This window comes from Citrobacter sp. LST-B2 (assembly GCF_057983045.1).
On sequence record NZ_CP192598.1, the window covers coordinates 4,614,631 to 4,637,308 of the forward strand.

Here is a 22,678-nt window from a genome sequence, read left to right on the forward strand (position 1 = left end):
CTTAAAGAGGCTAAAAATGAACGCGATCCGCGTTGAAAACGTCAGTAAAACCTTTGTGCTCCACCAGCAAAACGGCGTGCGCCTGCCGGTGCTGCAAAATGCCTCGCTGGAAGTCAAAAACGGTGAATGCGTCGTTCTATATGGCCATTCCGGCAGCGGAAAATCGACGCTGCTGCGTTCGCTGTATGCCAATTATCTGCCCGATGAGGGGCATATTCACATTCGCCATCACGACGAATGGGTGGATCTGGTGCACGCTCCGGCGCGCAAAGTGCGGGAAGTCCGCCGCGCCACGATAGGTTGGGTGAGCCAGTTTCTGCGGGTGATCCCACGGATCTCCGCGCTGGACGTAGTAATGCAGCCGCTGCTGGATCTCGGCGTACCGCGCGAGGCGTGCGCCGCCAAAGCCGCAAGCCTGTTGACCCGTCTGAACGTGCCGGAACGCTTGTGGCACCTCGCCCCATCAACCTTTTCCGGCGGTGAACAACAGCGCGTGAACATCGCGCGCGGATTTATCGTCGATTATCCGATTCTGTTACTCGACGAACCGACCGCGTCGCTGGATGCCAGAAACAGTGCCGCCGTGGTGGCGCTGATTGAAGAGGCGAAAGCGCGGGGTGCGGCCATTGTCGGCATTTTTCACGATCAAACTGTGCGCGACCGCGTAGCGGATCGTTTGCACCTGATGGGAACAACACCATGATTATCAATAATGTAAAGCTGGTGCTGGAAGATGAAGTGGTGCAGGGATCGCTGGAAATGCAGGATGGCGTGATTCGCACGTTTGCGCAAAGTCAGAGCCGTCTTCCGCAAGCGCTGGACGGAGAAGGCGGCTGGCTGCTACCGGGGCTGATTGAGTTGCACACCGATAATCTCGACAAATTCTTTACCCCACGGCCGAAAGTGGACTGGCCCGCGCATTCCGCAATGAGCAGCCACGACGCGCTGATGGTCGCCAGCGGTATCACCACCGTGCTGGACGCGGTGGCGATTGGCGATGTCCGCGACGGCGGCGATCGTCTGGAAAACCTGGAGAAAATGATTAACGCCGTAGAGGAGACGCAAAAGCGTGGGGTGAACCGCGCCGAGCATCGCCTGCATCTGCGCTGCGAACTGCCGCACCACGCCACGCTGCCGCTGTTCGAGAAGCTGATCAGCCGCGAACCGGTCACGCTGGTTTCGCTGATGGATCACTCGCCGGGCCAGCGTCAGTTCGCCAACCGCGAGAAGTATCGTGAATATTATCAGGGTAAATATTCGCTGACCGATGAACAAATGACGCGTTATGAAGAGGAACAACTGGCCCTGGCGGCTCGCTGGTCGCAGCCCAACCGGACTGCCATCGCGCAACTGTGCCGCGAGCGCAACATTGCACTGGCAAGCCATGATGACGCCACCTCCGGGCATGTGCAGGAATCCCACCAGCTTGGCAGCGTGATCGCCGAATTTCCCACCACGTTCGAAGCCGCAGAAGCCTCGCGCCAGCACGGCATGAACGTACTGATGGGCGCACCGAACATTGTGCGCGGTGGCTCTCATTCCGGCAACGTCGCGGCGCACACGCTGGCAGAATTGGGGTTGCTGGATATCCTCTCGTCAGATTACTACCCCGCCAGCCTGCTGGATGCCGCGTTTCGCGTCGCAGACGACGCGGCTAACCGTTTCACCCTGCCGCAGGCGATCCGCCTGGTGACCGCCAACCCGGCGCGGGCGCTCAGTCTCGGCGATCGCGGCGTGATCGCCGAAGGTAAGCGCGCCGATCTGGTACTGGCGCACCGTAAAGGCGATCACATCCACATCGACCACGTCTGGCGCCAGGGAAAGAGGGTGTTCTGAGTATGGGAAAACTGATCTGGCTGATGGGGCCGTCCGGCTCCGGGAAGGACAGTTTGCTGACCGCACTCCGTCAGCAAGAACATGCGCAACTCCTGGTGGCGCACCGTTATATCACTCGCGCGGCGAATGCCGGGAACGAAAATCATGTCGCCCTGAGCGAGCAAGAGTTTTTCACTCGCGCCGGGCATAACCTGTTGGCGCTAAGCTGGCATGCTAACGGCTTTTATTATGGCGTCGGCGTGGAGATCGATCTCTGGCTTAACGGCGGTTTCGACGTGGTGGTCAACGGCTCACGCGCGCATCTGCCCCAGGCGCAGGCGCGCTACGGCACGGCGCTGCTGCCGGTCTGCTTGCAGGTCTCCCCTACGATTTTGCGCCAGCGCTTACAGGCGCGCGGGAGAGAAAGCGAACCCGAGATCGCCGCGCGTCTCGAACGCGCCGCCCGCTACGCCCCGTTTGGCTGCCATACGCTCAATAACGACGGCAGTTTGCACCAGTCCGTCGATTCGCTGTTAACGTTAATGGGACGCAAGGAGCCACGCCATGTCTGCCTGTGAACTTCGTCACGCCACCGGACTAGACACCGAGGCCGTGTACGCGCTCATCTGCGAACTGAAGCAAGCCCAGTTTGATTACCCGACCTTTTGCGCCGGATTCACCGCCAATTTGCAGGATAACCGACTGCGTTATCAGCTGGCGCTGCTTGAGGGCCAGGCGGTTGGACTCATTGGCCTGCATCTGCAGTATCATTTACACCACGCCAACTGGATTGGCGAGATTCAGGAACTGGTGGTGATGCCGCAGGCGCGGGGTCTGAAAATCGGTAGCCAGTTACTGGCATGGGCAGAACAGGAAGCCCGCGAGGCAGGCGCAGAGATGACAGAGCTGTCCACCAGCGTGAAGCGTCATGACGCCCACCGTTTTTATCAGCGCGAAGGCTACGAACAAAGTCATTTTCGCTTCACAAAAGCATTGTGAGGTACGTAGGCCGGATAAGCCGCTCGCGTCGCCATCCGGCACGATACGACAAGGGGAATCACGATGAGTCTGAGCATCACGCTAAGCGGCACCGGCGGTGCGCAAGGGGTACCCGTGTTTGGCTGCGATTGTGCAGCCTGTCGCCGCGCACGCCTGCAGGAACCGTATCGCCGACGCCCGTGTAGCGGCGTGATCAAATTCAACGATACGGTGACGCTGCTGGATGCGGGCATACCGCACCTGATGGACGACTGGCCGGCGGGCAGCTTTCGACAGTTTTTACTCACCCATTATCATATGGATCACGTACAGGGATTGTTTCCGCTACGCTGGGGCGTCGGGGCGTCCATCCCGGTGTACGGCCCGCCGGACGAACAGGGGTGCGACGATCTGTTTAAGCATCCCGGCATTCTCGACTTTAGCCACACCGTCGAGCCGTTTGTGGTGTTTGAGTTACAAGGATTGCAGGTCACACCGCTACCGCTGAATCACTCAAAGCTGACGTTGGGTTATCTTCTGGAGACAGCGCACAGCCGCGTGGCATGGCTGTCTGACACCGCCGGACTGCCCGATAAAACGCTCACCTTTCTGCTCAACAATCAGCCACAAGTTATCGTCATCGACTGTAGCTATCCGCCACGTCCCCAACCGCCGCGCAATCACTGTGATTTAAATACGGTCATTGCGCTTAATGAAGTGATTCGCTGCCCGCAGGTGATCCTCACGCATATCAGCCACGCGTTCGATGTCTGGCTGATGGATAATCCGCTCCCGGACGGATTTGAAGCAGGCTATGACGGGATGCAGATTATGGTCGATTAACGCCCGTAATCCTCTTCCATTCGGCTTTCTTCATCTTCCAGTTGGCGGCGTTCACGATCGAGCTGGCGCTGACGTTCATCAAGCTGCCGTCTGCGATCCTCAAACTGACGCCGGCGATCATCATATTGTCTGCGGCGATCGTCGCTCATTTCGTTCTGCCACCTGTCGTCGCGCGAATCCTCGTAATCCCGCCCGCTATCGCTGTCAGGCTTATAAGCATCGTTGATCGCCTGCTGAATGTTGCCGATAGCATCATCAATGATATCGGCCTGTGCCGGCACGGTAGCCAGCGACAGCAGGCTGAATAAAAAGAGTGTCAGGGTGCGTTTCATAGAACCAGCCTCAAAAGGGGACGGTTTCTACGTTAGTTATCGCCCTGTGCGACGAGTAGCGGAGGAATCTCAATTTCGTATCGGGTTCCGCTACAGCCTCCGTCGGCACAACGCCAAATCGTCACGTCAAATATGACGACAGCCTGTTTTTCGTCAGGGTTTTGTCCAAAAATTATCCGTAATATCAGGGAAAGCCCCCAATTAAAATGTGGCATAAAAGATGCATACTCAGGTCGACAAGCGTGTATGCGCGATTTGATTAACTGGAGCGAGACCGATGAAAAAAGTCGTCACGGTTTGCCCGTATTGCGCATCAGGTTGCAAGATCAACCTGGTGGTCGATAACGGCAAAATCGTCCGGGCTGAGGCGGCGCAGGGGAAAACCAATCAGGGTACTCTGTGTCTGAAGGGCTATTACGGCTGGGATTTTATTAACGATACCCAGATCCTGACCCCGCGCCTGAAAACGCCTATGATTCGTCGCCAGCGTGGCGGCAAACTGGAATCAGTTTCCTGGGATGAAGCGCTGAATTACGTCGCCGAACGCCTGAGCGCCATCAAAGCGAAATACGGCCCTGATGCCATCCAGACGACCGGCTCGTCGCGCGGCACCGGGAATGAAACCAACTACATCATGCAAAAATTTGCGCGCGCCGTTATTGGTACCAATAACGTTGACTGCTGCGCTCGCGTCTGACACGGCCCATCGGTTGCAGGTCTGCACCAGTCGGTCGGTAACGGCGCAATGAGCAATGCCATTAACGAAATTGATAACACCGATTTAGTGTTTATCTTCGGTTACAACCCGGCGGATTCCCACCCGATTGTGGCGAATCACGTGATTAACGCAAAACGTAACGGGGCGAAAATTATCGTCTGCGATCCGCGCAAAATTGAAACCGCGCGCATTGCCGACATGCACATCGCTCTGCGAAACGGCTCGAATATCGCACTGTTGAACGCGATAGGACATGTCATTATTGAAGAAAATCTGTACGACCAGGCGTTTGTCGCCTCCCGTACGGAAGGTTTTGAAGAGTACCGCAAGATTGCCGAAGGCTATACGCCGGAGTCCGTCGAGGAGATAACCGGCATTAGCGCGAGTGAAATTCGTCAGGCCGCGCGGATGTATGCCGGTGCGAAAAGCGCGACCATCCTGTGGGGCATGGGCGTCACCCAGTTCTATCAGGGTGTAGAAACCGTGCGTTCACTGACCAGCCTCGCGATGCTGACCGGCAACCTCGGTAAGCCCAGCGTGGGCGTTAACCCGGTACGTGGCCAGAACAACGTTCAGGGCGCGTGCGATATGGGTGCGCTGCCGGATACCTATCCGGGCTATCAGTATGTGAAAGATCCGGCTAACCGCGAGAAATTCGCCAAAGCCTGGGGCGTGGACAGCCTGCCTGCGCACACTGGCTATCGCATCAGCGAGTTGCCGCACCGTGCGGCGCATGGCGAAGTGCGTGCGGCGTACATTATGGGCGAAGATCCGTTGCAAACGGATGCGGAACTCTCCGCAGTGCGCAAAGGCTTTGAGGATCTGGAACTGGTCATCGTGCAGGACATCTTTATGACCAAAACCGCATCGGCGGCAGATGTCATTTTACCGTCGACGTCGTGGGGCGAGCATGAAGGGGTCTTTACCGCTGCTGACCGTGGTTTCCAGCGCTTCTTTAAAGCCGTTGAGCCGAAGTGGGATCTGAAAACCGACTGGCAAATCATCAGTGAGATCGCCACCCGGATGGGGTATCCGATGCACTACAACAACACCCAGGAGATCTGGGATGAGTTGCGTCATCTGTGCCCGGATTTCTACGGGGCGACTTACGAGAAGATGGGCGAACTGGGCTACATCCAGTGGCCTTGCCGCGACACGTCAGACGCCGATCAGGGGACCTCATACCTCTTTAAAGAGAAGTTTGATACCCCGAACGGCATGGCACAGTTCTTCACCTGCGACTGGGTTGCGCCGATCGATAAACTCACCGACGAGTACCCGATGGTACTGTCGACGGTGCGTGAAGTCGGCCACTACTCCTGTCGTTCGATGACCGGTAACTGTGCGGCCCTGGCCGCGCTGGCGGACGAACCAGGCTATGCGCAAATCAACGCGGCCGATGCGGCGCGTCTGGGCATTGAAGATGAAGCACTGGTGTGGGTTCACTCACGTAAAGGCAAAATTATCACCCGCGCGCAGGTCAGCGAGCGCCCGAACAAAGGGGCTATCTATATGACCTACCAGTGGTGGATTGGTGCCTGTAACGAGCTGGTGACCGAGAACTTAAGCCCGATTACCAAAACGCCAGAGTACAAGTATTGCGCCGTGCGCGTGGAGCCGATTGCCAATCAGTCCGCCGCCGAGCAGTACGTGATTGATGAATACAACAAGCTGAAGGCTCGCCTGCGCGAAACCGCAATGGGCTAACCACAACGTTGATGCATCTCAACAGCCTCCACCCTGGAGGCTGTTTTTTTATCCATACGATCTCTTTATACTGTCCATTCCGTACCCTAATTAAAACTTAATAATGAAACCACTTCTTGCATTGATGTTATTGATGACATTCTTTGCCCGTGCTGCCGATCCTGAGCCTGGAAGCCAGTATTTGCAGGCCGCAGAGGCAGGTGACAAACGCGCGCAATATTACCTTGCTGACAGCTGGTTTAGCTTCGGCGATTTAAGCAAAGCCGAATACTGGGCACAGAAATCCGCCGACAATGGCGATGCGGACGCCTGTGCGCTGCTGGCGCAGATTAAAATCACTAATCCGGTCAGTCTGGATTACCCTGAAGCAAAAATGCTGGCGGAGAAGGCCGCCCGGGCGGGCAGTAAAGCGGGCGAAATTACGCTGGCACGCATTCTGGTGAATACGCAGGCCGGTAAAACCGATTACCCCAAAGCCATCTCCCTGCTGCAAAACGCCTCTGAAAATCTGGAGAGTGATGTGGCCGTAGATGCGCAGATGCTGCTCGGTTTGATTTACGCCAACGGTGTCGGGATTCAGGCTGATGATGATAAAGCGACCTGGTACTTCAAACGCAGTTCCGCCATCTCTCGCACCGGGTATTCCGAATACTGGGCGGGAATGATGTTTCTGAACGGCGAACAGGGCTTTATTGAGAAGAATAAACAGAAGGCGCTGCACTGGTTGAATCTGAGCTGTACCGAAGGATTCGATACCGGCTGCGAAGAGTTTGACCGATTAACGAACGGCTGACTCAGATTACCTGATGGCGCTTTGCTTATCAGGCCTACAAGCGATGTCGACTCGTAGGCCGGATAAGGCGCAGCGCCATCCGGCAGACCGTTTACCGTTACTGGGCAGTCTTATCGAATTTCCCCAGTACTTCGCGCTCATACGCCAGCGCTTTTTTGCGATCAAACTTGTGTTCCCATTTGGCAATCACCAGTACCGCCAGCGCATTCCCCACCACGTTCAGCGCCGTACGCGCCATGTCGAGAATACGGTCGACCCCGGCGATAAAGGCCAGGCCTTCCAGCGGGATGCCCACGCTACCAAGCGTTGCCAGCAATACCACGAAGGAGACGCCCGGCACGCCAGCAATCCCTTTCGATGTCACCATCAGCGTCAGCACCAGCACGATTTCCTGCCACAGCGACAGGTCGATACCGTACAACTGCGCGATGAAGATCGCCGCAATACTCTGATACAGGGTCGAGCCATCGAGGTTAAACGAGTAGCCGGTCGGCACCACAAAACTGGTGATCGAGGCTGGCGCGCCGTAGGCTTCCATCTTCTCGATAATTCGCGGCAGCACGCTTTCAGAGCTGGCGGTGGAGTACGCCAGAATCAATTCATCTTTCAGAATGCGGATCAGGATCCAGATACTCAGTCCGCAAATACGCGCGACGATACCCAGCACCACCAGCGCGAAGAACAGGATCGCGAAGTGAACCAACAGCACCAGCTTCGCCAACGGCCACAGCGAGGCAAAACCGAAGTTCGCCACGGTCACGGCGATCAGCGCGAATACCCCGACGGGTGCATAGCGCATGACCATGTGCGTCACTTTAAACATGGTTTCGGAAATGGAGCGGAACACCGTCACCAGCGGCTCACGATGCGTTGCCGGTAGCGAGGAAAGCCCCAGACCAAACAGCACCGAGAAGAAGATGATTGGCAGCATGTCGCCTTTCGCCATCGAAGCAACGATGTTTGTCGGGACCAGCGACAGAATGGTGCCCATCAGGCCATGCGCGTGGCTCTGCACCTCTGCCGTCGTGTTCTGGTATTTCGAAATGTCCACGGTCGCCAGTTGCGACATATCAATGCCGGAACCCGGCTGGAAGACGTTCGCCAGCGTAATCCCGAGGATAATGGCAATCGTCGTGATCACTTCGAAATAGAGAATGGTTTTCGCGCCAATACGTCCCAGTTGTTTCGCATCGCCGACACCGGCAATCCCGACAATCAGCGTGGAGATCACAATCGGCACGACGATCATTTTAATCAGATGGATAAAGATATCCCCTGCCGGAGAGAGCAGGTTTGCAATCAGCCACTCGCGGCTGTCGCTGTGATAATGCAGATAACTGCCGAGTAAAATGCCCAGCACCATGGCAATCAGGATCTGCCAGGCCAGACTGAGTTTAAAACTTTTCATAACGACGAACTTCCTCAATGGAACGCCACTCCTGTTCATCGCGCAGGAATGGATACATACTGAAAGGGTATGAATTGTGTTGCGTTGGTTAGTAGAGTTTTTTAACGCTATACCCTAAATAGTCCGAGTTGCAGGAAGCCAACACACCTGCAGCTTGAAGTATGACGGGTGTATAATCAGTACCATTTGCAAGGCATCTTGCGCAACCCTTTAAGAACAGGGCTTTTCGCTGAAATATTGCATAATAACGCGAATTTATCGGGTTTATATTGCATAACTATTTGTTATGGAAAGATTTTTAAATCTGCGTTTTTGAATTATAACTGTCGTGAATTATTTTGGCGGCGAGGTTCATTTGCCTGTTTTTTAAACAGATAAATCGCGCAAAAACACAAATCTATTTCTGTCTGTTCTGTAACAACTTTGCCATATTTATCGAGTCTATCAGCTGCGCACGATTCACCCGCGGCGAATTCAAATCCAGGACTTTTTGCCACTGCAAAATCGCCTGTTTGTAATCCGCCTGCATAAATGCATCCGACGCCAGTAGCATCAGCGCAGTCACTTCCCCGGCATCCAGTGCCAGCGCCTTATCAATCATCTCGCGGGTCGCCGGCGTCATGTGCTGCCCGGCCTGGTAGTAGAGCACGGTCGCCAGCGCCGAATAGATCTCCGCATTCTCTCCACGGCTACGCAGTGCCTGACCATAAGCCAGCAGCGCATTATCGTAATCATTGCGCCACAGATAATACTCGCCGAGGAGCGCCCACTTTTCGCTGTCCTGTGGGTTGGCGCGAATCTGTTTTTGCAGGGCTATCAGTTGGGCCTCCGGCGTCGCGGTTTCTGCGAATTCATGCAGCGGATCGGCCAGTCGTCGTTGTTCGTCTCGCACGGCCTGCCATTTCGGCGACAGCAGATAGCCGCACAGACAGACGATGACCATCAGCACTGCCGCCAGAGTCAGTCGTCTGACAGGCATCGGGCGTGACGGTTCAGGTTGTCTCATCGTTGCCCCCTTTTCGCCTGCTGACGCGCCACAAAATCCCTCCAACCAGCAGCAACAGCAGGCACGGCAATGCCCACAGCAGCAGCGTCTGCCCGGTGAGCGGCGGGTTATAGCGGACAAAATCACCGTACCGCGCAGTCATCCAGGCGGTGATTTCAGCTTCATCTTTCCCTTCTGCCACCATCGTATAGACCTGGTGGCGCATGCTGACCGCAACCGGCGCATTGGATTCCAGCAAGTTTTGATTCTGGCACTGCGGACAGCGAAGCTGGCTGGCAATCGACAACGCCTTTTCCTGCTGCTGTGGGTTCTCAAAAGCCCAGGTATCAACCACCTGAGCGTGAGCGGAAAAGGAGATAACCAGCAGTAAGATAAACGCAATGATGGTGCCTGATGACGCTGCGCTTATCAGGCCTGCGCCGTGCTTAAACCATGCGCCGCCATCCGGCAATCCCCCCGACAAAAACCGCGGTTCATTACGCATCGCGCTTTCTCCCACGCCAGCCGCTGAGCAGCGCCCCGGCAATCATCAACAGCCCCCCGCCCCAAATCCAGCGCACGCCGCTTTGCACATACAGGCGCAGGGCATACCGCTCCTCGCCCGTTTTTTCACCCATCACCGCATACCAGTCATGAAGCAGATCCCAGTGAATGCCAGGTTCCATCATTTGCTGGCGACGGGCGGAATAAAAGCGCCGCTCGGGCGTCAGGCTACCTATTCGTTTCTCGCCCTGCCACAGCGTAATAAGCGCCTTTTCGGTGGTGTAGTTCCCTTTCGCGGCCAGATCCAGCCGTTCAAAGCGGAAGGTGTAACCCGCCAGTTCAACCTGCTGACCTGGGCTCAGGTTAAGGCTTACCTCCTGACGACTGCCGCTGGAGAAGAGGATCCCCGCGGCAAAAACCAGCACACCTGCGTGCGCCAGCAGCGCCGGAAGCTGGCGGTGTACGGCCCTCTTCCGGCTTCTGACCATCGCTGTCACGATTACCACCAACATCAGCAAGCCAAACGGCAAGGTGGCGCGGTTAAAATAGGGCGCGCCAACGGAGAGTCGCCCCCAGCCCAGCAGGCCATAAATCATCGGGTAGAGCGTTCCAATCAGTACGATCAGCAGCACCGCGCAAAAGAGCAGCAGCGCTGCCAGAATCAGCATTTCGCGTGACCAGCCGCTCAGACGAACGGCCTGTTGGTTAGCCCGCGCGCGCCAGCCGTACAAGCCGAGCGCGGCCAGACTCAGAATGGCAAAGAGGGCAAACAGCGGCACGGCGCGCACATTATCCAGCGCAAAAGCGTGTACAGAAACGAGAATACCGGAACGGACAATCAGCGTGCCCAGCAAAGAGAGGATAAGCGTAACAATGGCCAGCAGTAGCGACCAGTGGCGAAAAATGCCGCGTTCACGCGACACATACAGGCTGTGCAGCAGCGCACTGGCAGAAAGCCAGGGTAATAAAGACGCGTTTTCCACCGGGTCCCAGAACCACCAGCCGCCCCACCCCAGTTCGCAATAGGCCCACCATGAACCGAGAATGATGCCAAGCGTCAGCGCACACCAACCGGGCAGCGCCCAGCGCCAGCACACCCAGGCGGTCAACGTCGTGAAATCACCGCGCAGCAATGACGCCAGCGCCACTCCGGCAGCGACCATCAGGCCGCCGTACCCCAGATACAGCAATGGCGGATGCAGGATCAGCCCCAGATGTTGCAGCATCGGGTTGAGATCGCGCCCTTCTATCGCTGGCGGAAAGATACGGACAAACGGATCGGACCAGAACACCACAAACAGCAGCAGCAATGCGGTGATCGCCGAGAGTACGCCGAGTGTGAACGGAAACAGAGGATCAGATTCGCGGCGATAGCGCCAGGCAAACAGCGCGCTCCAGCCGGACAGAAATAACACCCACAGCAGCAGAGATCCTTCGTGACCGCCCCACACCGCCGCCAGCTTGAGTCCCCACGACAACAGGCTGTGACTATGTTGGGCCACATAGATAACGGAGAAATCGCTGGTCAGAAAGCAAAACACCAGAATCAAGAAGGCGAGCAGCAGGCACGCAAATTGCGCCCAGACGCCCACGCTCGCCAGACGCATTACGCTCTGCCAGCGCTGGCGTTCACCTGCCAGTACGGCAAGCGGGGTCAACACGTTGACCCCGAGGCTGAATAACAGTGCCAGAAAACCGGCTTCAGGAAGGAGTACGTCCAGAAATCACCTTTCCCTCACAGCCATGCTTATGCAACCGTGAGCTGTCCAGCATAAAGAATGAAAAAGCGCAGTAACAGCACGCCCGTCAGGCTGGCACCACAGACCGCCAGCACACCATGAAACGTCGAACCGCGGTTGGCCCAGGGTTTCAGTAACATGGGAACGATCAGTCCCAGCCCCGCGACGCCGAGCCAGAACCACCAGGTCCAGAAGCCGCCACCCAGCGCCGCCGACAGCGCGCGCATTTTGCCGTCATCGCCCAGAGCCAGCCCCACAAAGAAGGCGGCCAGCAGGAAGATCTCCAGCCACACCACCGGGGTTTCCACGCGGTGAATAAAATGCGCCTCGGTACTGTGCGGATTACCACGCTGACGTAATGCCATCGCAATCAGCGCCACCGCCGCACCGGAGGAGATCCCGGAAAACAGGAACAGCACCGGCAGGATCGGGTTATTCAGGAACGGATACGATTTCAGCACCGAAAGCAGGAAACCGGTGTAGGCGCCCAGCAGTACCGCCAGTACCAACATTAGCGTTTCGAGTCCACGGTTGAACGGCGTTAACAGCGTCAACACTTTCTGCACCAGTCCAAGACGGGGGAACCAACGCTGTTGCAGAGCCATCACCTCTTTTTGAAAGATGATGGCCAGCCACAGAATCAGCACCACCATATAAAGCTGGAATAGCAGAACCCCCATCGACATCACCGACGTAAAGCTATAGTGGAACATCAGTTTCCAGAAGGTCCAGGGACGCGTCAGGTGGAAGATCAGAATCAGCAGGCCGAGAATAATCGCCCCCGGCCCCACGACCAGCGTGGTACGCAGCAGCGTACTGTCCGCTCCACCCGCCTCCGGATGGTAACGGCGCAGCAGGATTGACAGCGTCACCAGTCCGGCAGAGATGCCGATCAGAAACAGATAGATGGCGATGGGCCAGTCCCACACCAGCGATTCAAAGTGGAAAGCAGATGCGTTTGTCATTGGCTCACCTCCCCATATTTAAAGGGAACGCGGTAGACCTTCGGTTTGGTACCCAGCGCCAGCTTGTAGCGATAGGTGGTTTTCTGCCGCAACAGCCGGGAAATATCGCTGTCAGGATCGTCCAGATTACCAAACGTCAGCGCCTTCGTCGGGCAAGACTCGACGCAGGCAGGCAGTTTGCCCGCTTTCAGATTGGTTTTACGGCAAAAATCGCATTTATCCGCTGTTTTCGTGACCGGATGGATAAAGCGCACGCGGTACGGACACGCGGCGATGCAGTACTGACAGCCGACGCAGAGATCCGGGTTCACATCCACGATGCCATTCGCGGCGTCGCGATACGACGCCCCGGTCGGGCAGACGTCAACGCACGGCGCGTGATCGCAGTGCTGGCACGAATGGCGGAAGAAGCGGTACTTCACATCCGGAAACGTGCCCAGCGGTTCGCTGCGAATGATGGTCAGTCGCGACACGCCTTCCGGCACGTTGTTGACTTCCCGACAGGCATCCATACAGGCGGTACAGCCGATGCATAATGATTCATCATGCACCATGCCGTATCGCACGCCGTTGATATTCAACGTTTTCGCCACCACGCGTCCTGCAGTACCGCTGACGGCCACCAGCGCGCCGACGCCGGTGATGAACTGGCGACGAGAGCAACTCATGGATGCTCCTTAAGCAAGGGCACAGACGCCGGATTAAAGTTCGGGTTGTTACGCTGATCGCTGTGGCAATCGACGCAAATCTTAACTCGTCCTTTATCGCTTAACGTCTGCATCGTGTCTTGCTTCGGATGCAGCGAATGACAACTGGCGCAGGCCACTTTAGTCACGTGAACATCGTGCGGCCAGAACGCTTTTTGCAACTGTTCAGGCAAGTGGCAGGACAGACAAACGCTGTTCTGCTGCTCCACGTTATACATCGGCTCGTTAAAGCGCATCACATCCTTCGCCCCTTCACGGTGCTGAGGCGATGGCTTGCCATGACAGTTAGTACAGGTGACCGGCAGTTTATTGTTCGGATTGGTCACGGACGCATGCTTACCATGCATCCCTTCGGTATCCGGCTTGTGACAGTCCAGACACGCGGCATCCGGGCTACGCTGTGGCGTCACCTCCCAGCGTTCCGATTCCTGCGGCGTTGGCGTGGCGGTTATTCCACTCAGGCTCCATAACAGACCTGACGCCAGCACCCCAGCAGTTAATAACGAACGTAATACGCTCATATTCACTCCGTTGAGTTATCCGCCCCTTGCGAGGCGGAATGGGGTTATTGGCTTAACAAACCGTTTTTACGCGCCTGTTCTTCCCACTGCGGGATCACCGTTTTGATAAAGTCCTGTTTATCGGCGTTAATCTGCTGCATGTTCAGACCAATGGCCGCCTGGGCTTTCTCTTTGGTGGAGATATCCGGAATCGCGATTTCATGGGTGATGCCTTTGGCTGCCAACAGACGCGCCAGCTTAGTCCGCGCATCGGCGGCTTTGTCCATCGCGATACCTAACATCCGCAGACCTTCTTCCGGGGCGTGCATATGGATACCGTGAGAGGCAATGGCCAGATCCCAGCGCCACTGCGCGTGACGGATATCGCTCAGAATCGGCTTCATTTCCGCTTCCGTTGCGCCCGCATCCCAGGCCGCTTTCGCTTCGAAGTGCGCACGAACCAGTTGATCTTCAACTTTGATTTTCAGCCCATTGATTGCCTTCTTACGCTCAGCGACCACGTTTTGCAGAGAAGCTTTGTCCTGGGTATGGCAGTTCGCACAGGTTTGCGGGAAGTTGTCGAACGGATTGCCAATCTTATGATCGGTATAGAGTTTACCTTCAGCGTTCTGCACTTTCGGCATATGACAGTCAATACAGGTCACATTGTTTTTGCCGTGAATACCCACGCTCCAGGTTTCATATTCCGGATGCTGTGCTTTCAGCATCGGCGCTTTTGACAGCGAGTTGGTCCAGTCAGAGAAGGTAATGGCGTCATAGTATTTCTCCATGTCTTCGACTTTCATGCCGTCATCCCACGGGAACTTCACGGCTTTGTCTTTGCCGTCAAAATAATATTCAACGTGGCATTGCCCGCAAACCATCGACTGCTGGTCGAAACGACCGGCTTTATCGAATGGCTTACCGATGGTCTCCATCGCACGTTCCGCATACGGACGAGACAACGTCAGCTCAGGTTTACCTTTCGCAAAGTCAGGTGACGCCGTGTTATGGCAGTCGCCGCAGCCCAGGTTATTCACGATTTCCGGGCCGCCGCGCGCCCATTTGCCGTGGAAGTAGCCATCTTCACCGTCTTTCTGGATCAAACGCGCCACGTCCGGGCTTTTACAGCTCCAGCAGGCCATCGGCAATGGACCGTCTTCAGCGTTTTTTGGGGCACCGGTACGTAAGGTTTCACGCACGTCGGTCACCGCATAGGCGTGCCCACGCGGTTTGTTGTAATCACGGGAGAACGGATATCCCGCCCACAAGATCACCAGACGGGGATCTTCCGCTAACGCGTCTTCACGTTTTGATTGCTCTGAAGTCGCTTTCCATGAGAGGTATTGATCGGGATGCTGAGGGGCGAAGACTTCATTCTTCGCTTCAACGGTAACTGATTTTGCGGGTTCGGGCGTTTGCTCAGCATAAACCGCAGAAATGAAAAACAGCGGTACGATCAGGCTGAAGAAACGACGTGCGCGTAGTGTAATCCTTGCCATAGAGGTCTCATCCAGATTGCGCCATTGCGTTCAATGACGGTTCTTTTTTATTCTATCCATGACGATAACCACACACACCGCCATGACATTGCCCTAATCTAGATGTAACAAAAAACCACACTCAAAATGTTGTCTTTAATCAATTGTAAGTGTATGTAAAATACCACTTTAGAGTTAGTCAAGCCGTTTTTTCTCTACTCCTTTCCTCTTTTTCGACCTCGATCACCGTTCGTGAATAATTAACATAACCCTCTGTAACGGAAAGATTTTACCAACTTTTGTTGGTTTCCTTCAAAAAACGTATTGCCGTTAATTTGCACAATTCCTGTATTGCGTGATCTGTCGCGCAAAAGCTAAACAAAACTGTCAAAGCCCCTACATTTAACGTTTGTGAGACATATTATTAACATCCTACAAGGAGAACAAAAGCCATGAGCCAAATTCACAAACACGCTATTCCCGCAAACATTGCGGATCGTTGCCTGATAAATCCGGAGCAGTACGAAGCGAAGTATCAACAATCTATTAACGAGCCAGATACCTTCTGGGGCGAGCAGGGAAAAATTCTCGACTGGATCACGCCGTACCAGAAAGTGAAGAACACCTCTTTCGCACCGGGCAATGTCTCCATTAAATGGTATGAGGACGGCACGCTGAACCTGGCGGCCAACTGTCTCGACCGCCACCTGCAGGAAAATGGCGAGCGCACCGCCATCATCTGGGAAGGCGATGACGCCTCGCAGAGCAAACATATTAGCTATCGCGAACTGCATCGCGATGTCTGCCGTTTCGCCAATACGCTGCAGGATCTGGGGATTAAAAAAGGCGATGTGGTGGCGATCTATATGCCAATGGTGCCAGAGGCCGCCGTCGCGATGCTGGCCTGCGCCCGCATTGGTGCCATACATTCGGTGATCTTCGGCGGTTTCTCGCCGGAAGCGGTCGCCGGTCGCATCATTGATTCCAGTTCGAAGCTGGTGATTACCGCTGATGAAGGCGTGCGCGCTGGTCGCAGCATTCCGCTGAAGAAAAACGTCGACGATGCGCTGAAAAACCCGAACGTGAAAACCATCGAGCATGTGGTTGTACTCAAGCGCACCGGCGGCAACATCGAGTGGCAGGAAGGTCGCGACCTGTGGTGGAGCGATCTGATTGAAAAAGCCAGCCCTGAGCATCAACCCGCAGAGATGAACGCCGAAGATCCGCTGTTCATCCTCTATACCTCGGGCTCCACCGGTAAACCGAAGGGCGTGTTGCACACCACCGGCGGCTATCTGGTATATGCCGCAACGACCTTTAAATATGTGTTTGATTACCATCCGGGCGATATCTACTGGTGCACCGCCGATGTGGGTTGGGTTACCGGACATAGCTACCTGCTGTATGGGCCGCTGGCCTGCGGCGCTACCACGCTGATGTTTGAAGGCGTGCCGAACTGGCCGACGCCGGCGCGCATGAGCCAGGTGGTGGATAAGCATAAGGTCAATATTCTCTACACCGCGCCGACGGCGATCCGCGCCCTGATGGCGGAAGGCGATAAGGCGATTGAGGGCACTGACCGCTCATCGCTGCGCATTCTGGGATCGGTTGGCGAGCCGATCAACCCGGAAGCGTGGGAGTGGTACTGGAAAAAGATCGGTAACGAAAAATGCCCGGTGGTGGATACCTGGTGGCAGACCGAAACCGGTGGCTTCATGATCACCCCGCTTCCGGGCGCAACCGAACTGAAAGCGGGTTCCGCTACCCGCCCGTTCTTCGGCGTGCAGCCGGCGCTGGTGGATAACGAAGGCCATCCGCAGGAAGGGGCCACCGAAGGCAACCTGGTGATCACCGACTCCTGGCCTGGACAGGCGCGTACGCTGTTCGGCGATCATGAACGCTTTGAGCAAACCTACTTCTCAACCTTTAAAAACATGTACTTCAGCGGCGATGGCGCGCGTCGTGACGAAGACGGTTACTACTGGATCACCGGGCGCGTTGACGACGTGCTGAACGTCTCCGGTCACCGTCTGGGCACGGCGGAAATTGAATCCGCGCTGGTGGCGCATCCCAAGATTGCCGAAGCGGCGGTGGTCGGCATTCCGCATAACATCAAGGGCCAGGCGATTTATGCCTATGTGACGCTGAATCACGGCGAAGAGCCGTCGCCTGAACTGTACGCCGACGTGCGCAACTGGGTACGTAAAGAGATTGGCCCGCTGGCGACGCCAGACGTGCTGCACTGGACCGACTCACTGCCAAAAACCCGTTCCGGCAAAATCATGCGCCGTATTTTGCGCAAGATCGCGGCGGGCGATACCAGCAATCTGGGCGATACCTCGACGCTCGCCGATCCTGGCGTGGTAGAGAAGCTGCTCGAAGAGAAGCAGGCCATCGCGATGCCATCATAATAAAAAGATGCCGGATGGCGTTGCGCTGATCCGGCCTACGCCCCTACAAGTTCTGACCCTACCCTCTCTTCATTGGGAGGGGAAATATAAAAACCTCCCCAAAGGATTTCGTGTCACAGGAAGGCGGCAAGCGAGCACATCCCCGGTCACATCGTTCACTATGTGACTGGGGTGGGCAAGTGCGGCCAACGCATCTGTGGCGTGAAAGACTCAGGGGGCCTCTGGAGACTCTGTGATGAATGACACCATTTATCAGCGGATAGAAGACAGTGCGCGTTTCAGGGAATTAGTTGAAAAAAGGCAACGGTTTGCCACGATACTGTCGATCATCATGCTGGTGGTCTATATCAGCTTTATTCTACTGATTGCTTTTGCGCCTGGCTGGCTGGGAACCCCGCTTCATGAGGGAACCAGCGTCACCCGGGGTATTCCGATTGGCGTGGGGGTGATTCTGATCTCTTTCGTTCTGACCGGCATCTACATCTGGCGGGCGAACGGCGAATTTGACCGTCTGAACAAGGCAGTACTGCACGAGGTTAACGCATTATGAAGAGAGTCCTGACGGCGCTTGCCGCCACACTACCCTTCGCGGCCAACGCGGCGGATGCCATTAGCGGTGCAGTACAACGCCAGCCAACCAACTGGCAGGCGATTGTCATGTTCCTGATTTTCGTTGTGTTTACGCTGGGTATTACGTACTGGGCCTCTAAACGCGTACGTTCACGCAGCGACTACTATACGGCGGGCGGAAATATCACCGGCTTCCAGAACGGACTGGCGATTGCGGGCGATTACATGTCGGCGGCGTCGTTCCTCGGGATCTCCGCACTGGTGTTTACCTCCGGCTATGACGGGTTGATCTACTCGCTGGGCTTCCTCGTCGGCTGGCCGATCATCCTGTTCCTGATCGCCGAGCGTCTGCGTAACCTCGGTCGCTATACCTTTGCCGATGTGGCCTCTTATCGCCTGAAGCAAGGCCCGATCCGTATTCTGTCGGCCTGCGGTTCGCTGGTGGTGGTTGCCCTTTATCTGATTGCACAGATGGTCGGTGCGGGCAAACTGATTGAACTGCTGTTCGGCCTGAACTACCACATTGCGGTGGTGCTGGTCGGCGTGCTAATGATGATGTACGTGCTGTTCGGCGGCATGCTGGCAACCACGTGGGTGCAGATCATCAAAGCCGTGCTGCTACTGTTCGGCGCCAGCTTTATGGCCTTTATGGTGATGAAGCACGTCGGCTTTAGCTTCAATAACCTGTTCACCGAAGCGATGGCGGTTCACCCGAAAGGCTCTGCGATTATGAGCCCAGGCGGGTTGGTGAAAGACCCAATCTCCGCGCTCTCACTGGGGCTCGGCCTGATGTTTGGTACGGCAGGCCTGCCGCACATCCTGATGCGTTTCTTCACGGTCAGTGATGCCCGCGAAGCGCGTAAGAGCGTGTTCTATGCCACCGGTTTTATGGGTTATTTCTACATCCTGACTTTCATCATCGGCTTTGGCGCCATCATGCTGGTCGGTGCCAATCCGGCGTATAAAGACGCGGCGGGCGCGTTGATTGGCGGGAACAACATGGCGGCGGTACATTTGGCGAATGCGGTGGGCGGTAACCTGTTCCTCGGCTTTATTTCCGCCGTGGCGTTCGCCACCATTCTGGCGGTCGTCGCTGGTCTGACGCTGGCGGGTGCATCTGCGGTTTCTCACGATCTGTATGCGAACGTGTTCCGTAAAGGGGCGACCGAACGTGAAGAGTTGCGGGTGTCGAAAATCACCGTGCTGGTACTGGGCGTGATTGCGATTATTCTCGGCGTGCTGTTCGAGAATCAAAACATCGCTTTCATGGTGGGTCTGGCGTTTGCTATCGCCGCGAGCTGCAACTTCCCGATCATCCTGCTTTCCATGTACTGGTCGAAGCTGACCACGCGTGGCGCGATGATGGGCGGCTGGTTGGGTCTGCTGACGGCCGTCGTGCTGATGGTTCTTGGCCCCACCATTTGGGTACAAATCCTCGGTCACGAAAAAGCTATCTTCCCGTATGAATACCCGGCGCTGTTCTCCATTACCGTGGCATTCCTGGGGATCTGGTTCTTCTCTGCCACGGATAACTCGACAGAAGGGAATCGCGAGCGTGAGCAGTTCCGTGCTCAGTTTATCCGTTCCCAGACGGGCTTCGGCGTCGAACAAGGCCGCGCCCACTAATCGACACGCTTTTCCCCGGTCACGCTGACCGGGGATCCATTCTCAGAACATCAGCCTTGCCACCAGCGGGGCGACCAGCACCATCACCACACCGGAAAGCATCATCACCAGGCTGGCAACCACGCCCTCCTGCTGACCAAGCTCATACGAGCGCGCCGTTCCCGCACCGTGCGACGCCGCGCCAAATCCTGCGCCTTTCGCCATCCCTTCACGAATCGACAGACGTAAAAACAGCGCATCCCCGACCGCCATGCCAAAGACGCCGGTCACCACCACAAACAGCGCCACTAAATCCGGCTGCCCACCCAATGGTTCAGCCGCCGCAAGGGCAAACGGCGTGGTCACCGAACGCACCGCCAGGCTGCGCTGAATTTCGTCCGGCAGGGTAAATAAGCGCGCCAGCCAGACGGAACTGGTCACCGCGACCACCGTTGCCGTCACCACGCCTGCGGTCAGTGACATCCAGTGACGTTTGATGATGGCGAAATTGTCGTAAACCGGCACGGCAAAAGCGATCGTTGCCGGGCCAAGCAGCCACAACAGCCAATGGGATTCACCGATATAGCTTTGCCAGGAGATATGCCCCAACACCAGCATCAACACCAGCAGCGCGGGCGTGAGGACCAGCGGCATCAACGGCAGCTTACGAAAACGACGGTACAGACGTTTATTGGCGAAATAGATAACCAGCGTAATCGCCAGGCAGAGCACGCTGAGCTGGAGATTAGTCACGGTTTAACCTGCTTATCTCATAGCGATAGACCTTATCCACCACCCATGCCGTGGCACCGAGCACCATTAGCGTACTGATCGCAATGACCGAAAAAATCCGCCAGCCGTCCACCAGCAGCAGATGGGCATAGTTCACCACCGCCACGACCGCCGGAACAAAAAACAGCAGCATCTCCGCCAGTAGCCAGCGCGCCCCGGCGCGAACCCAGCTCAGCGGCAGGATGCGACAGACAATCAGCGCCAGCATCAACACCATCCCCACCAGATTGGCCGGTAACGGCAGATGCAGCCAGGAGACAAGATATTGCGCAACGATAAACAAACCTGCATACAGCAGTACCTGAACCGGAACCTGAAGTCGTTGCAAAACGGCAGGCGTAACGCGGCTTATCGCCACAGCCATGAGGGAACATCCTGAAAAATAATAGGGAACGCCAGTATAGAGAGACCCCGCCGATGACTGAAATGAATTAAAATCATTACAGGCATAGTCGGAAGGAATACTCATGGATATCAGAACGCTGCGTTATTTTGTTGAAGTGGTGCGCCAACAGAGCTTCACCCGCGCAGCAGAGAAGCTCTTTGTCACCCAACCGACCATCAGCAAGATGTTGAAAAATCTGGAAGATGAACTGAACTGTACGCTTCTGATCCGCGACGGCCGCAAGCTATTGCTCACCGATACCGGTCGCGTGGTGTTTGAACGCGGGCTGGCGATTCTGGCCGAGTTTCGTCAACTGGAAGCCGAACTGGGCGACATCAACCATCTCAACAAAGGGCTGCTGCGCCTTGGCATCCCGCCGATGGTCGGCATGCTGATGGCCGGACCGATCGGCCTGTTTCGCCAGCGTTACCCCGGCGTAGAGCTCAAGGTTTCCGAGTTTGGCGGGTTAACGGTGCAGCAGGCGGTGATGAATGGTGAACTGGACGTTGCGATGACCGCGCTACCCGTAGAAGAAGAAAGTGGTCTGGCGACGTTACCCGTATTCAGCCACCCCCTGTGCGTACTGGTGCCACGTTCCGGTCAGTGGACCACCTGCCAGTCCGTATCGCCAGAAGCGCTGGCCGAGCATCCGCTGTTAATCTACAACGAAGATTTCGCCCTGAGCCGCCAGTTAATGCAGTTGTTCAGTGAGCATGACGTCAAGCCGCGTATCGCGGTACGCAGCGGACAGTGGGACTTTCTTGCGGCGATGGTGCAGGCGGGCGTGGGGATTGCCATTCTGCCGGAGCCCATCTGCGAACGGCTGGACAAAAATACGCTGCGCTGGATCCCGCTGGAAAGCGAGTTGCGCTGGCAGTTGGGGATGATTTGGCGCGAAGGGGTGTATCTCTCACACAGCGCCAAAGCGTGGTTATCGTGCTGCGAAGGTTTTTGGGCGGAGCAAGTGCCCTCAGTTGCCCGGTAAGCATCGCGCCACCGGTGGCCTGTGCGATATCGATTTGCACAGAAGTGAGGGTTTACCGCCATGCGGTGACAGGTCTGAATGTTCAGGGACTGAAAACCCATGCGCGCGAGATCGGTCTGATGAGGTATATCCCGGCCTGACGCAGGTAAGATCCGCCTGCTATTCGCTGAAAGTACAAAAACTGCCTTAAAATGCCGAAATGACCATCCTCTCGTAGTGCCGGTTTGTCTGCTGGCGTACCAATAAAAAATGGTCAAATTTCAACCACCACATTCCAGGGCTGAAAAAATTCGATTTCCTGTACGTGAACAGTAGGCCGGGCATGACGTTAGCCGCTGCCCGGCAAACAGGCGAGACAAAAAGCCCCTTATCTAATCCAGATTGTCAGCAAAATAATGATGAATGCGATAATCACCACCCGGATAAAGACTTTATCCAGCGATCCTCTGTGCATC

21 protein-coding genes and 2 pseudogenes are annotated in these 22,678 nt (G+C 56.0%); 11 read left to right on the forward strand and 12 right to left on the reverse strand.

Going from position 1 to position 22,678, the window contains the following annotated elements:
- Positions 1 to 16 precede the first annotated feature (16 nt).
- From phnL to phnP, 5 genes are all read left to right on the forward strand, one after another.
- Complete coding sequence (gene phnL / locus ACQ0PY_RS22290) at positions 17 to 703, forward strand: phosphonate C-P lyase system protein PhnL (protein ID WP_109739571.1); 687 nt, start codon at positions 17 to 19, stop codon at positions 701 to 703.
- Entirely contained in the window at positions 700 to 1,836 is a 1,137-nt protein-coding gene (phnM, locus tag ACQ0PY_RS22295; RefSeq protein ID WP_109739572.1) for an alpha-D-ribose 1-methylphosphonate 5-triphosphate diphosphatase, read from the forward strand. Before phnL ends, phnM begins: the two co-directional genes overlap by 4 nt.
- Positions 1,837 to 1,838: 2 nt before the next feature.
- A complete protein-coding gene (gene phnN, locus ACQ0PY_RS22300; RefSeq protein ID WP_042999074.1) occupies positions 1,839 to 2,393 on the forward strand; it encodes a ribose 1,5-bisphosphokinase in 555 nt (184 codons plus the stop codon).
- Complete coding sequence (gene phnO, locus ACQ0PY_RS22305; protein WP_109739573.1) at positions 2,380 to 2,814, forward strand: aminoalkylphosphonate N-acetyltransferase; 435 nt, start codon at positions 2,380 to 2,382, stop codon at positions 2,812 to 2,814. Before phnN ends, phnO begins: the two co-directional genes overlap by 14 nt.
- A 63-nt stretch (positions 2,815 to 2,877) precedes the next feature.
- On the forward strand, positions 2,878 to 3,636 hold the full coding sequence (gene phnP, locus ACQ0PY_RS22310; RefSeq protein WP_109739574.1) for a phosphonate metabolism protein PhnP: 759 nt from the start codon (positions 2,878 to 2,880) through the stop codon (positions 3,634 to 3,636).
- Here phnP and yjdP read toward each other — a convergent pair.
- Positions 3,633 to 3,968 carry a DDRRRQL repeat protein YjdP gene (yjdP, locus tag ACQ0PY_RS22315; protein WP_042999071.1) on the reverse strand — a complete coding sequence of 112 codons (336 nt, stop codon included), beginning with the start codon at positions 3,966 to 3,968 and terminating at the stop codon, positions 3,633 to 3,635. The two genes, phnP and yjdP, sit on opposite strands and share 4 nt — an antisense overlap.
- Before the next feature lie 277 nt (positions 3,969 to 4,245).
- On the opposite strand from yjdP, the gene fdhF reads away from it, so the two are divergent.
- Both fdhF and yjcO read left to right on the forward strand, forming a co-directional pair.
- On the forward strand, positions 4,246 to 6,393 hold the full coding sequence (gene fdhF / locus ACQ0PY_RS22320; protein WP_109739575.1) for a formate dehydrogenase subunit alpha: 2,148 nt from the start codon (positions 4,246 to 4,248) through the stop codon (positions 6,391 to 6,393).
- 103 nt (positions 6,394 to 6,496) lie between these two features.
- Positions 6,497 to 7,186 carry a Sel1 family TPR-like repeat protein YjcO gene (gene yjcO / locus ACQ0PY_RS22325; RefSeq protein ID WP_042999069.1) on the forward strand — a complete coding sequence of 230 codons (690 nt, stop codon included), beginning with the start codon at positions 6,497 to 6,499 and terminating at the stop codon, positions 7,184 to 7,186.
- Positions 7,187 to 7,283: 97 nt separating this feature from the next.
- Here yjcO and gltP read toward each other — a convergent pair whose 3' ends face one another.
- The 8 genes and pseudogenes from gltP to nrfA form a co-directional block, all read right to left on the reverse strand.
- Positions 7,284 to 8,594, reverse strand: a complete 1,311-nt coding sequence (gene gltP, locus ACQ0PY_RS22330) for a glutamate/aspartate:proton symporter GltP (RefSeq protein WP_042999068.1) — start codon at positions 8,592 to 8,594, stop codon at positions 7,284 to 7,286.
- A 397-nt stretch (positions 8,595 to 8,991) separates the two neighbouring features.
- Entirely contained in the window at positions 8,992 to 9,600 is a 609-nt protein-coding gene (nrfG, locus tag ACQ0PY_RS22335) for a heme lyase NrfEFG subunit NrfG (protein WP_090050339.1), read from the reverse strand.
- A pseudogene (gene nrfF, locus ACQ0PY_RS22340) lies at positions 9,587 to 9,952 on the reverse strand (heme lyase NrfEFG subunit NrfF); the annotation flags it as partial. The gene nrfG and the pseudogene nrfF, both read right to left, overlap by 14 nt.
- An 80-nt stretch (positions 9,953 to 10,032) precedes the next feature.
- Positions 10,033 to 11,804 (reverse strand): annotated as a pseudogene (locus tag ACQ0PY_RS22345) (heme lyase CcmF/NrfE family subunit); the annotation flags it as partial.
- 26 nt (positions 11,805 to 11,830) lie between these two features.
- Positions 11,831 to 12,787 carry a cytochrome c nitrite reductase subunit NrfD gene (gene nrfD / locus ACQ0PY_RS22350; RefSeq protein WP_042999064.1) on the reverse strand — a complete coding sequence of 319 codons (957 nt, stop codon included), beginning with the start codon at positions 12,785 to 12,787 and terminating at the stop codon, positions 11,831 to 11,833.
- Positions 12,784 to 13,455 (reverse strand): cytochrome c nitrite reductase Fe-S protein, encoded by a 672-nt coding sequence (gene nrfC, locus ACQ0PY_RS22355; RefSeq protein ID WP_042999063.1) that lies wholly within the window; start codon positions 13,453 to 13,455, stop codon positions 12,784 to 12,786. The genes nrfD and nrfC overlap by 4 nt, the downstream gene beginning before the upstream one ends.
- Positions 13,452 to 14,015, reverse strand: a complete 564-nt coding sequence (gene nrfB, locus ACQ0PY_RS22360) for a cytochrome c nitrite reductase pentaheme subunit (protein WP_042999062.1) — start codon at positions 14,013 to 14,015, stop codon at positions 13,452 to 13,454. The genes nrfC and nrfB overlap by 4 nt, the downstream gene beginning before the upstream one ends.
- A gap of 44 nt (positions 14,016 to 14,059) precedes the next feature.
- Complete coding sequence (gene nrfA, locus ACQ0PY_RS22365; RefSeq protein ID WP_099433569.1) at positions 14,060 to 15,496, reverse strand: ammonia-forming nitrite reductase cytochrome c552 subunit; 1,437 nt, start codon at positions 15,494 to 15,496, stop codon at positions 14,060 to 14,062.
- A 431-nt stretch (positions 15,497 to 15,927) separates the two neighbouring features.
- Between nrfA and acs the strand changes: the two genes are divergently transcribed.
- From acs to actP, 3 genes are all read left to right on the forward strand, one after another.
- Entirely contained in the window at positions 15,928 to 17,886 is a 1,959-nt protein-coding gene (acs, locus tag ACQ0PY_RS22370; protein ID WP_044257356.1) for an acetate--CoA ligase, read from the forward strand.
- Between the two features lie 235 nt (positions 17,887 to 18,121).
- Positions 18,122 to 18,436, forward strand: coding sequence for a DUF485 domain-containing protein (locus ACQ0PY_RS22375; protein ID WP_042999058.1), 315 nt, complete (start codon positions 18,122 to 18,124; stop codon positions 18,434 to 18,436).
- The gene (gene actP / locus ACQ0PY_RS22380; protein ID WP_042999057.1) at positions 18,433 to 20,082 is read left to right on the forward strand and encodes a cation/acetate symporter ActP; all 1,650 of its coding nucleotides are present in this window, start codon (positions 18,433 to 18,435) and stop codon (positions 20,080 to 20,082) included. The genes ACQ0PY_RS22375 and actP overlap by 4 nt, the downstream gene beginning before the upstream one ends.
- 42 nt (positions 20,083 to 20,124) lie before the next feature.
- Here actP and ACQ0PY_RS22385 read toward each other — a convergent pair whose 3' ends face one another.
- Both ACQ0PY_RS22385 and ACQ0PY_RS22390 read right to left on the reverse strand, forming a co-directional pair.
- A complete protein-coding gene (locus ACQ0PY_RS22385; protein WP_044257358.1) occupies positions 20,125 to 20,814 on the reverse strand; it encodes an LrgB family protein in 690 nt (229 codons plus the stop codon).
- Positions 20,807 to 21,217: a CidA/LrgA family protein gene (locus ACQ0PY_RS22390; protein ID WP_042999055.1), complete on the reverse strand. Its 411-nt coding sequence runs from the start codon at positions 21,215 to 21,217 to the stop codon at positions 20,807 to 20,809. Before ACQ0PY_RS22390 ends, ACQ0PY_RS22385 begins: the two co-directional genes overlap by 8 nt.
- Positions 21,218 to 21,320: 103 nt before the next feature.
- Here ACQ0PY_RS22390 and ACQ0PY_RS22395 point away from each other — a divergent pair, with 103 nt between their 5' ends.
- Positions 21,321 to 22,223, forward strand: coding sequence for a LysR family transcriptional regulator (locus tag ACQ0PY_RS22395; RefSeq protein ID WP_042999054.1), 903 nt, complete (start codon positions 21,321 to 21,323; stop codon positions 22,221 to 22,223).
- Between the two features lie 367 nt (positions 22,224 to 22,590).
- Here ACQ0PY_RS22395 and mgtU read toward each other — a convergent pair whose 3' ends face one another.
- Entirely contained in the window at positions 22,591 to 22,677 is an 87-nt protein-coding gene (gene mgtU, locus ACQ0PY_RS22400) for a magnesium transporter protection protein MgtU (RefSeq protein ID WP_252869633.1), read from the reverse strand.
- Between the last annotated feature and the right edge of the window lies 1 nt (position 22,678).

Excerpts from the sequence above, each read along its gene's own strand:
- nrfD (WP_042999064.1), bottom strand. The coding sequence starts at position 12,787 with ATGACAAACGCATCTGCTTTCCACTTTGAATCGCTGGTGTGGGACTGG.
- ACQ0PY_RS22390 (WP_042999055.1), bottom strand. The coding sequence starts at position 21,217 with ATGGCTGTGGCGATAAGCCGCGTTACGCCTGCCGTTTTGCAACGACTT.
- acs (WP_044257356.1), top strand. The coding sequence starts at position 15,928 with ATGAGCCAAATTCACAAACACGCTATTCCCGCAAACATTGCGGATCGT.
- nrfA (WP_099433569.1), bottom strand. The coding sequence starts at position 15,496 with ATGGCAAGGATTACACTACGCGCACGTCGTTTCTTCAGCCTGATCGTA.
- mgtU (WP_252869633.1), bottom strand. The coding sequence starts at position 22,677 with ATGCACAGAGGATCGCTGGATAAAGTCTTTATCCGGGTGGTGATTATC.
- gltP (WP_042999068.1), bottom strand. The coding sequence starts at position 8,594 with ATGAAAAGTTTTAAACTCAGTCTGGCCTGGCAGATCCTGATTGCCATG.
- phnL (WP_109739571.1), top strand. The coding sequence starts at position 17 with ATGAACGCGATCCGCGTTGAAAACGTCAGTAAAACCTTTGTGCTCCAC.
- phnM (WP_109739572.1), top strand. The coding sequence starts at position 700 with ATGATTATCAATAATGTAAAGCTGGTGCTGGAAGATGAAGTGGTGCAG.
- nrfG (WP_090050339.1), bottom strand. The coding sequence starts at position 9,600 with ATGAGACAACCTGAACCGTCACGCCCGATGCCTGTCAGACGACTGACT.
- nrfC (WP_042999063.1), bottom strand. The coding sequence starts at position 13,455 with ATGAGTTGCTCTCGTCGCCAGTTCATCACCGGCGTCGGCGCGCTGGTG.
- phnO (WP_109739573.1), top strand. The coding sequence starts at position 2,380 with ATGTCTGCCTGTGAACTTCGTCACGCCACCGGACTAGACACCGAGGCC.
- phnP (WP_109739574.1), top strand. The coding sequence starts at position 2,878 with ATGAGTCTGAGCATCACGCTAAGCGGCACCGGCGGTGCGCAAGGGGTA.
- yjdP (WP_042999071.1), bottom strand. The coding sequence starts at position 3,968 with ATGAAACGCACCCTGACACTCTTTTTATTCAGCCTGCTGTCGCTGGCT.
- ACQ0PY_RS22375 (WP_042999058.1), top strand. The coding sequence starts at position 18,122 with ATGAATGACACCATTTATCAGCGGATAGAAGACAGTGCGCGTTTCAGG.
- nrfB (WP_042999062.1), bottom strand. The coding sequence starts at position 14,015 with ATGAGCGTATTACGTTCGTTATTAACTGCTGGGGTGCTGGCGTCAGGT.
- yjcO (WP_042999069.1), top strand. The coding sequence starts at position 6,497 with ATGAAACCACTTCTTGCATTGATGTTATTGATGACATTCTTTGCCCGT.
- actP (WP_042999057.1), top strand. The coding sequence starts at position 18,433 with ATGAAGAGAGTCCTGACGGCGCTTGCCGCCACACTACCCTTCGCGGCC.
- phnN (WP_042999074.1), top strand. The coding sequence starts at position 1,839 with ATGGGAAAACTGATCTGGCTGATGGGGCCGTCCGGCTCCGGGAAGGAC.
- ACQ0PY_RS22395 (WP_042999054.1), top strand. The coding sequence starts at position 21,321 with ATGGATATCAGAACGCTGCGTTATTTTGTTGAAGTGGTGCGCCAACAG.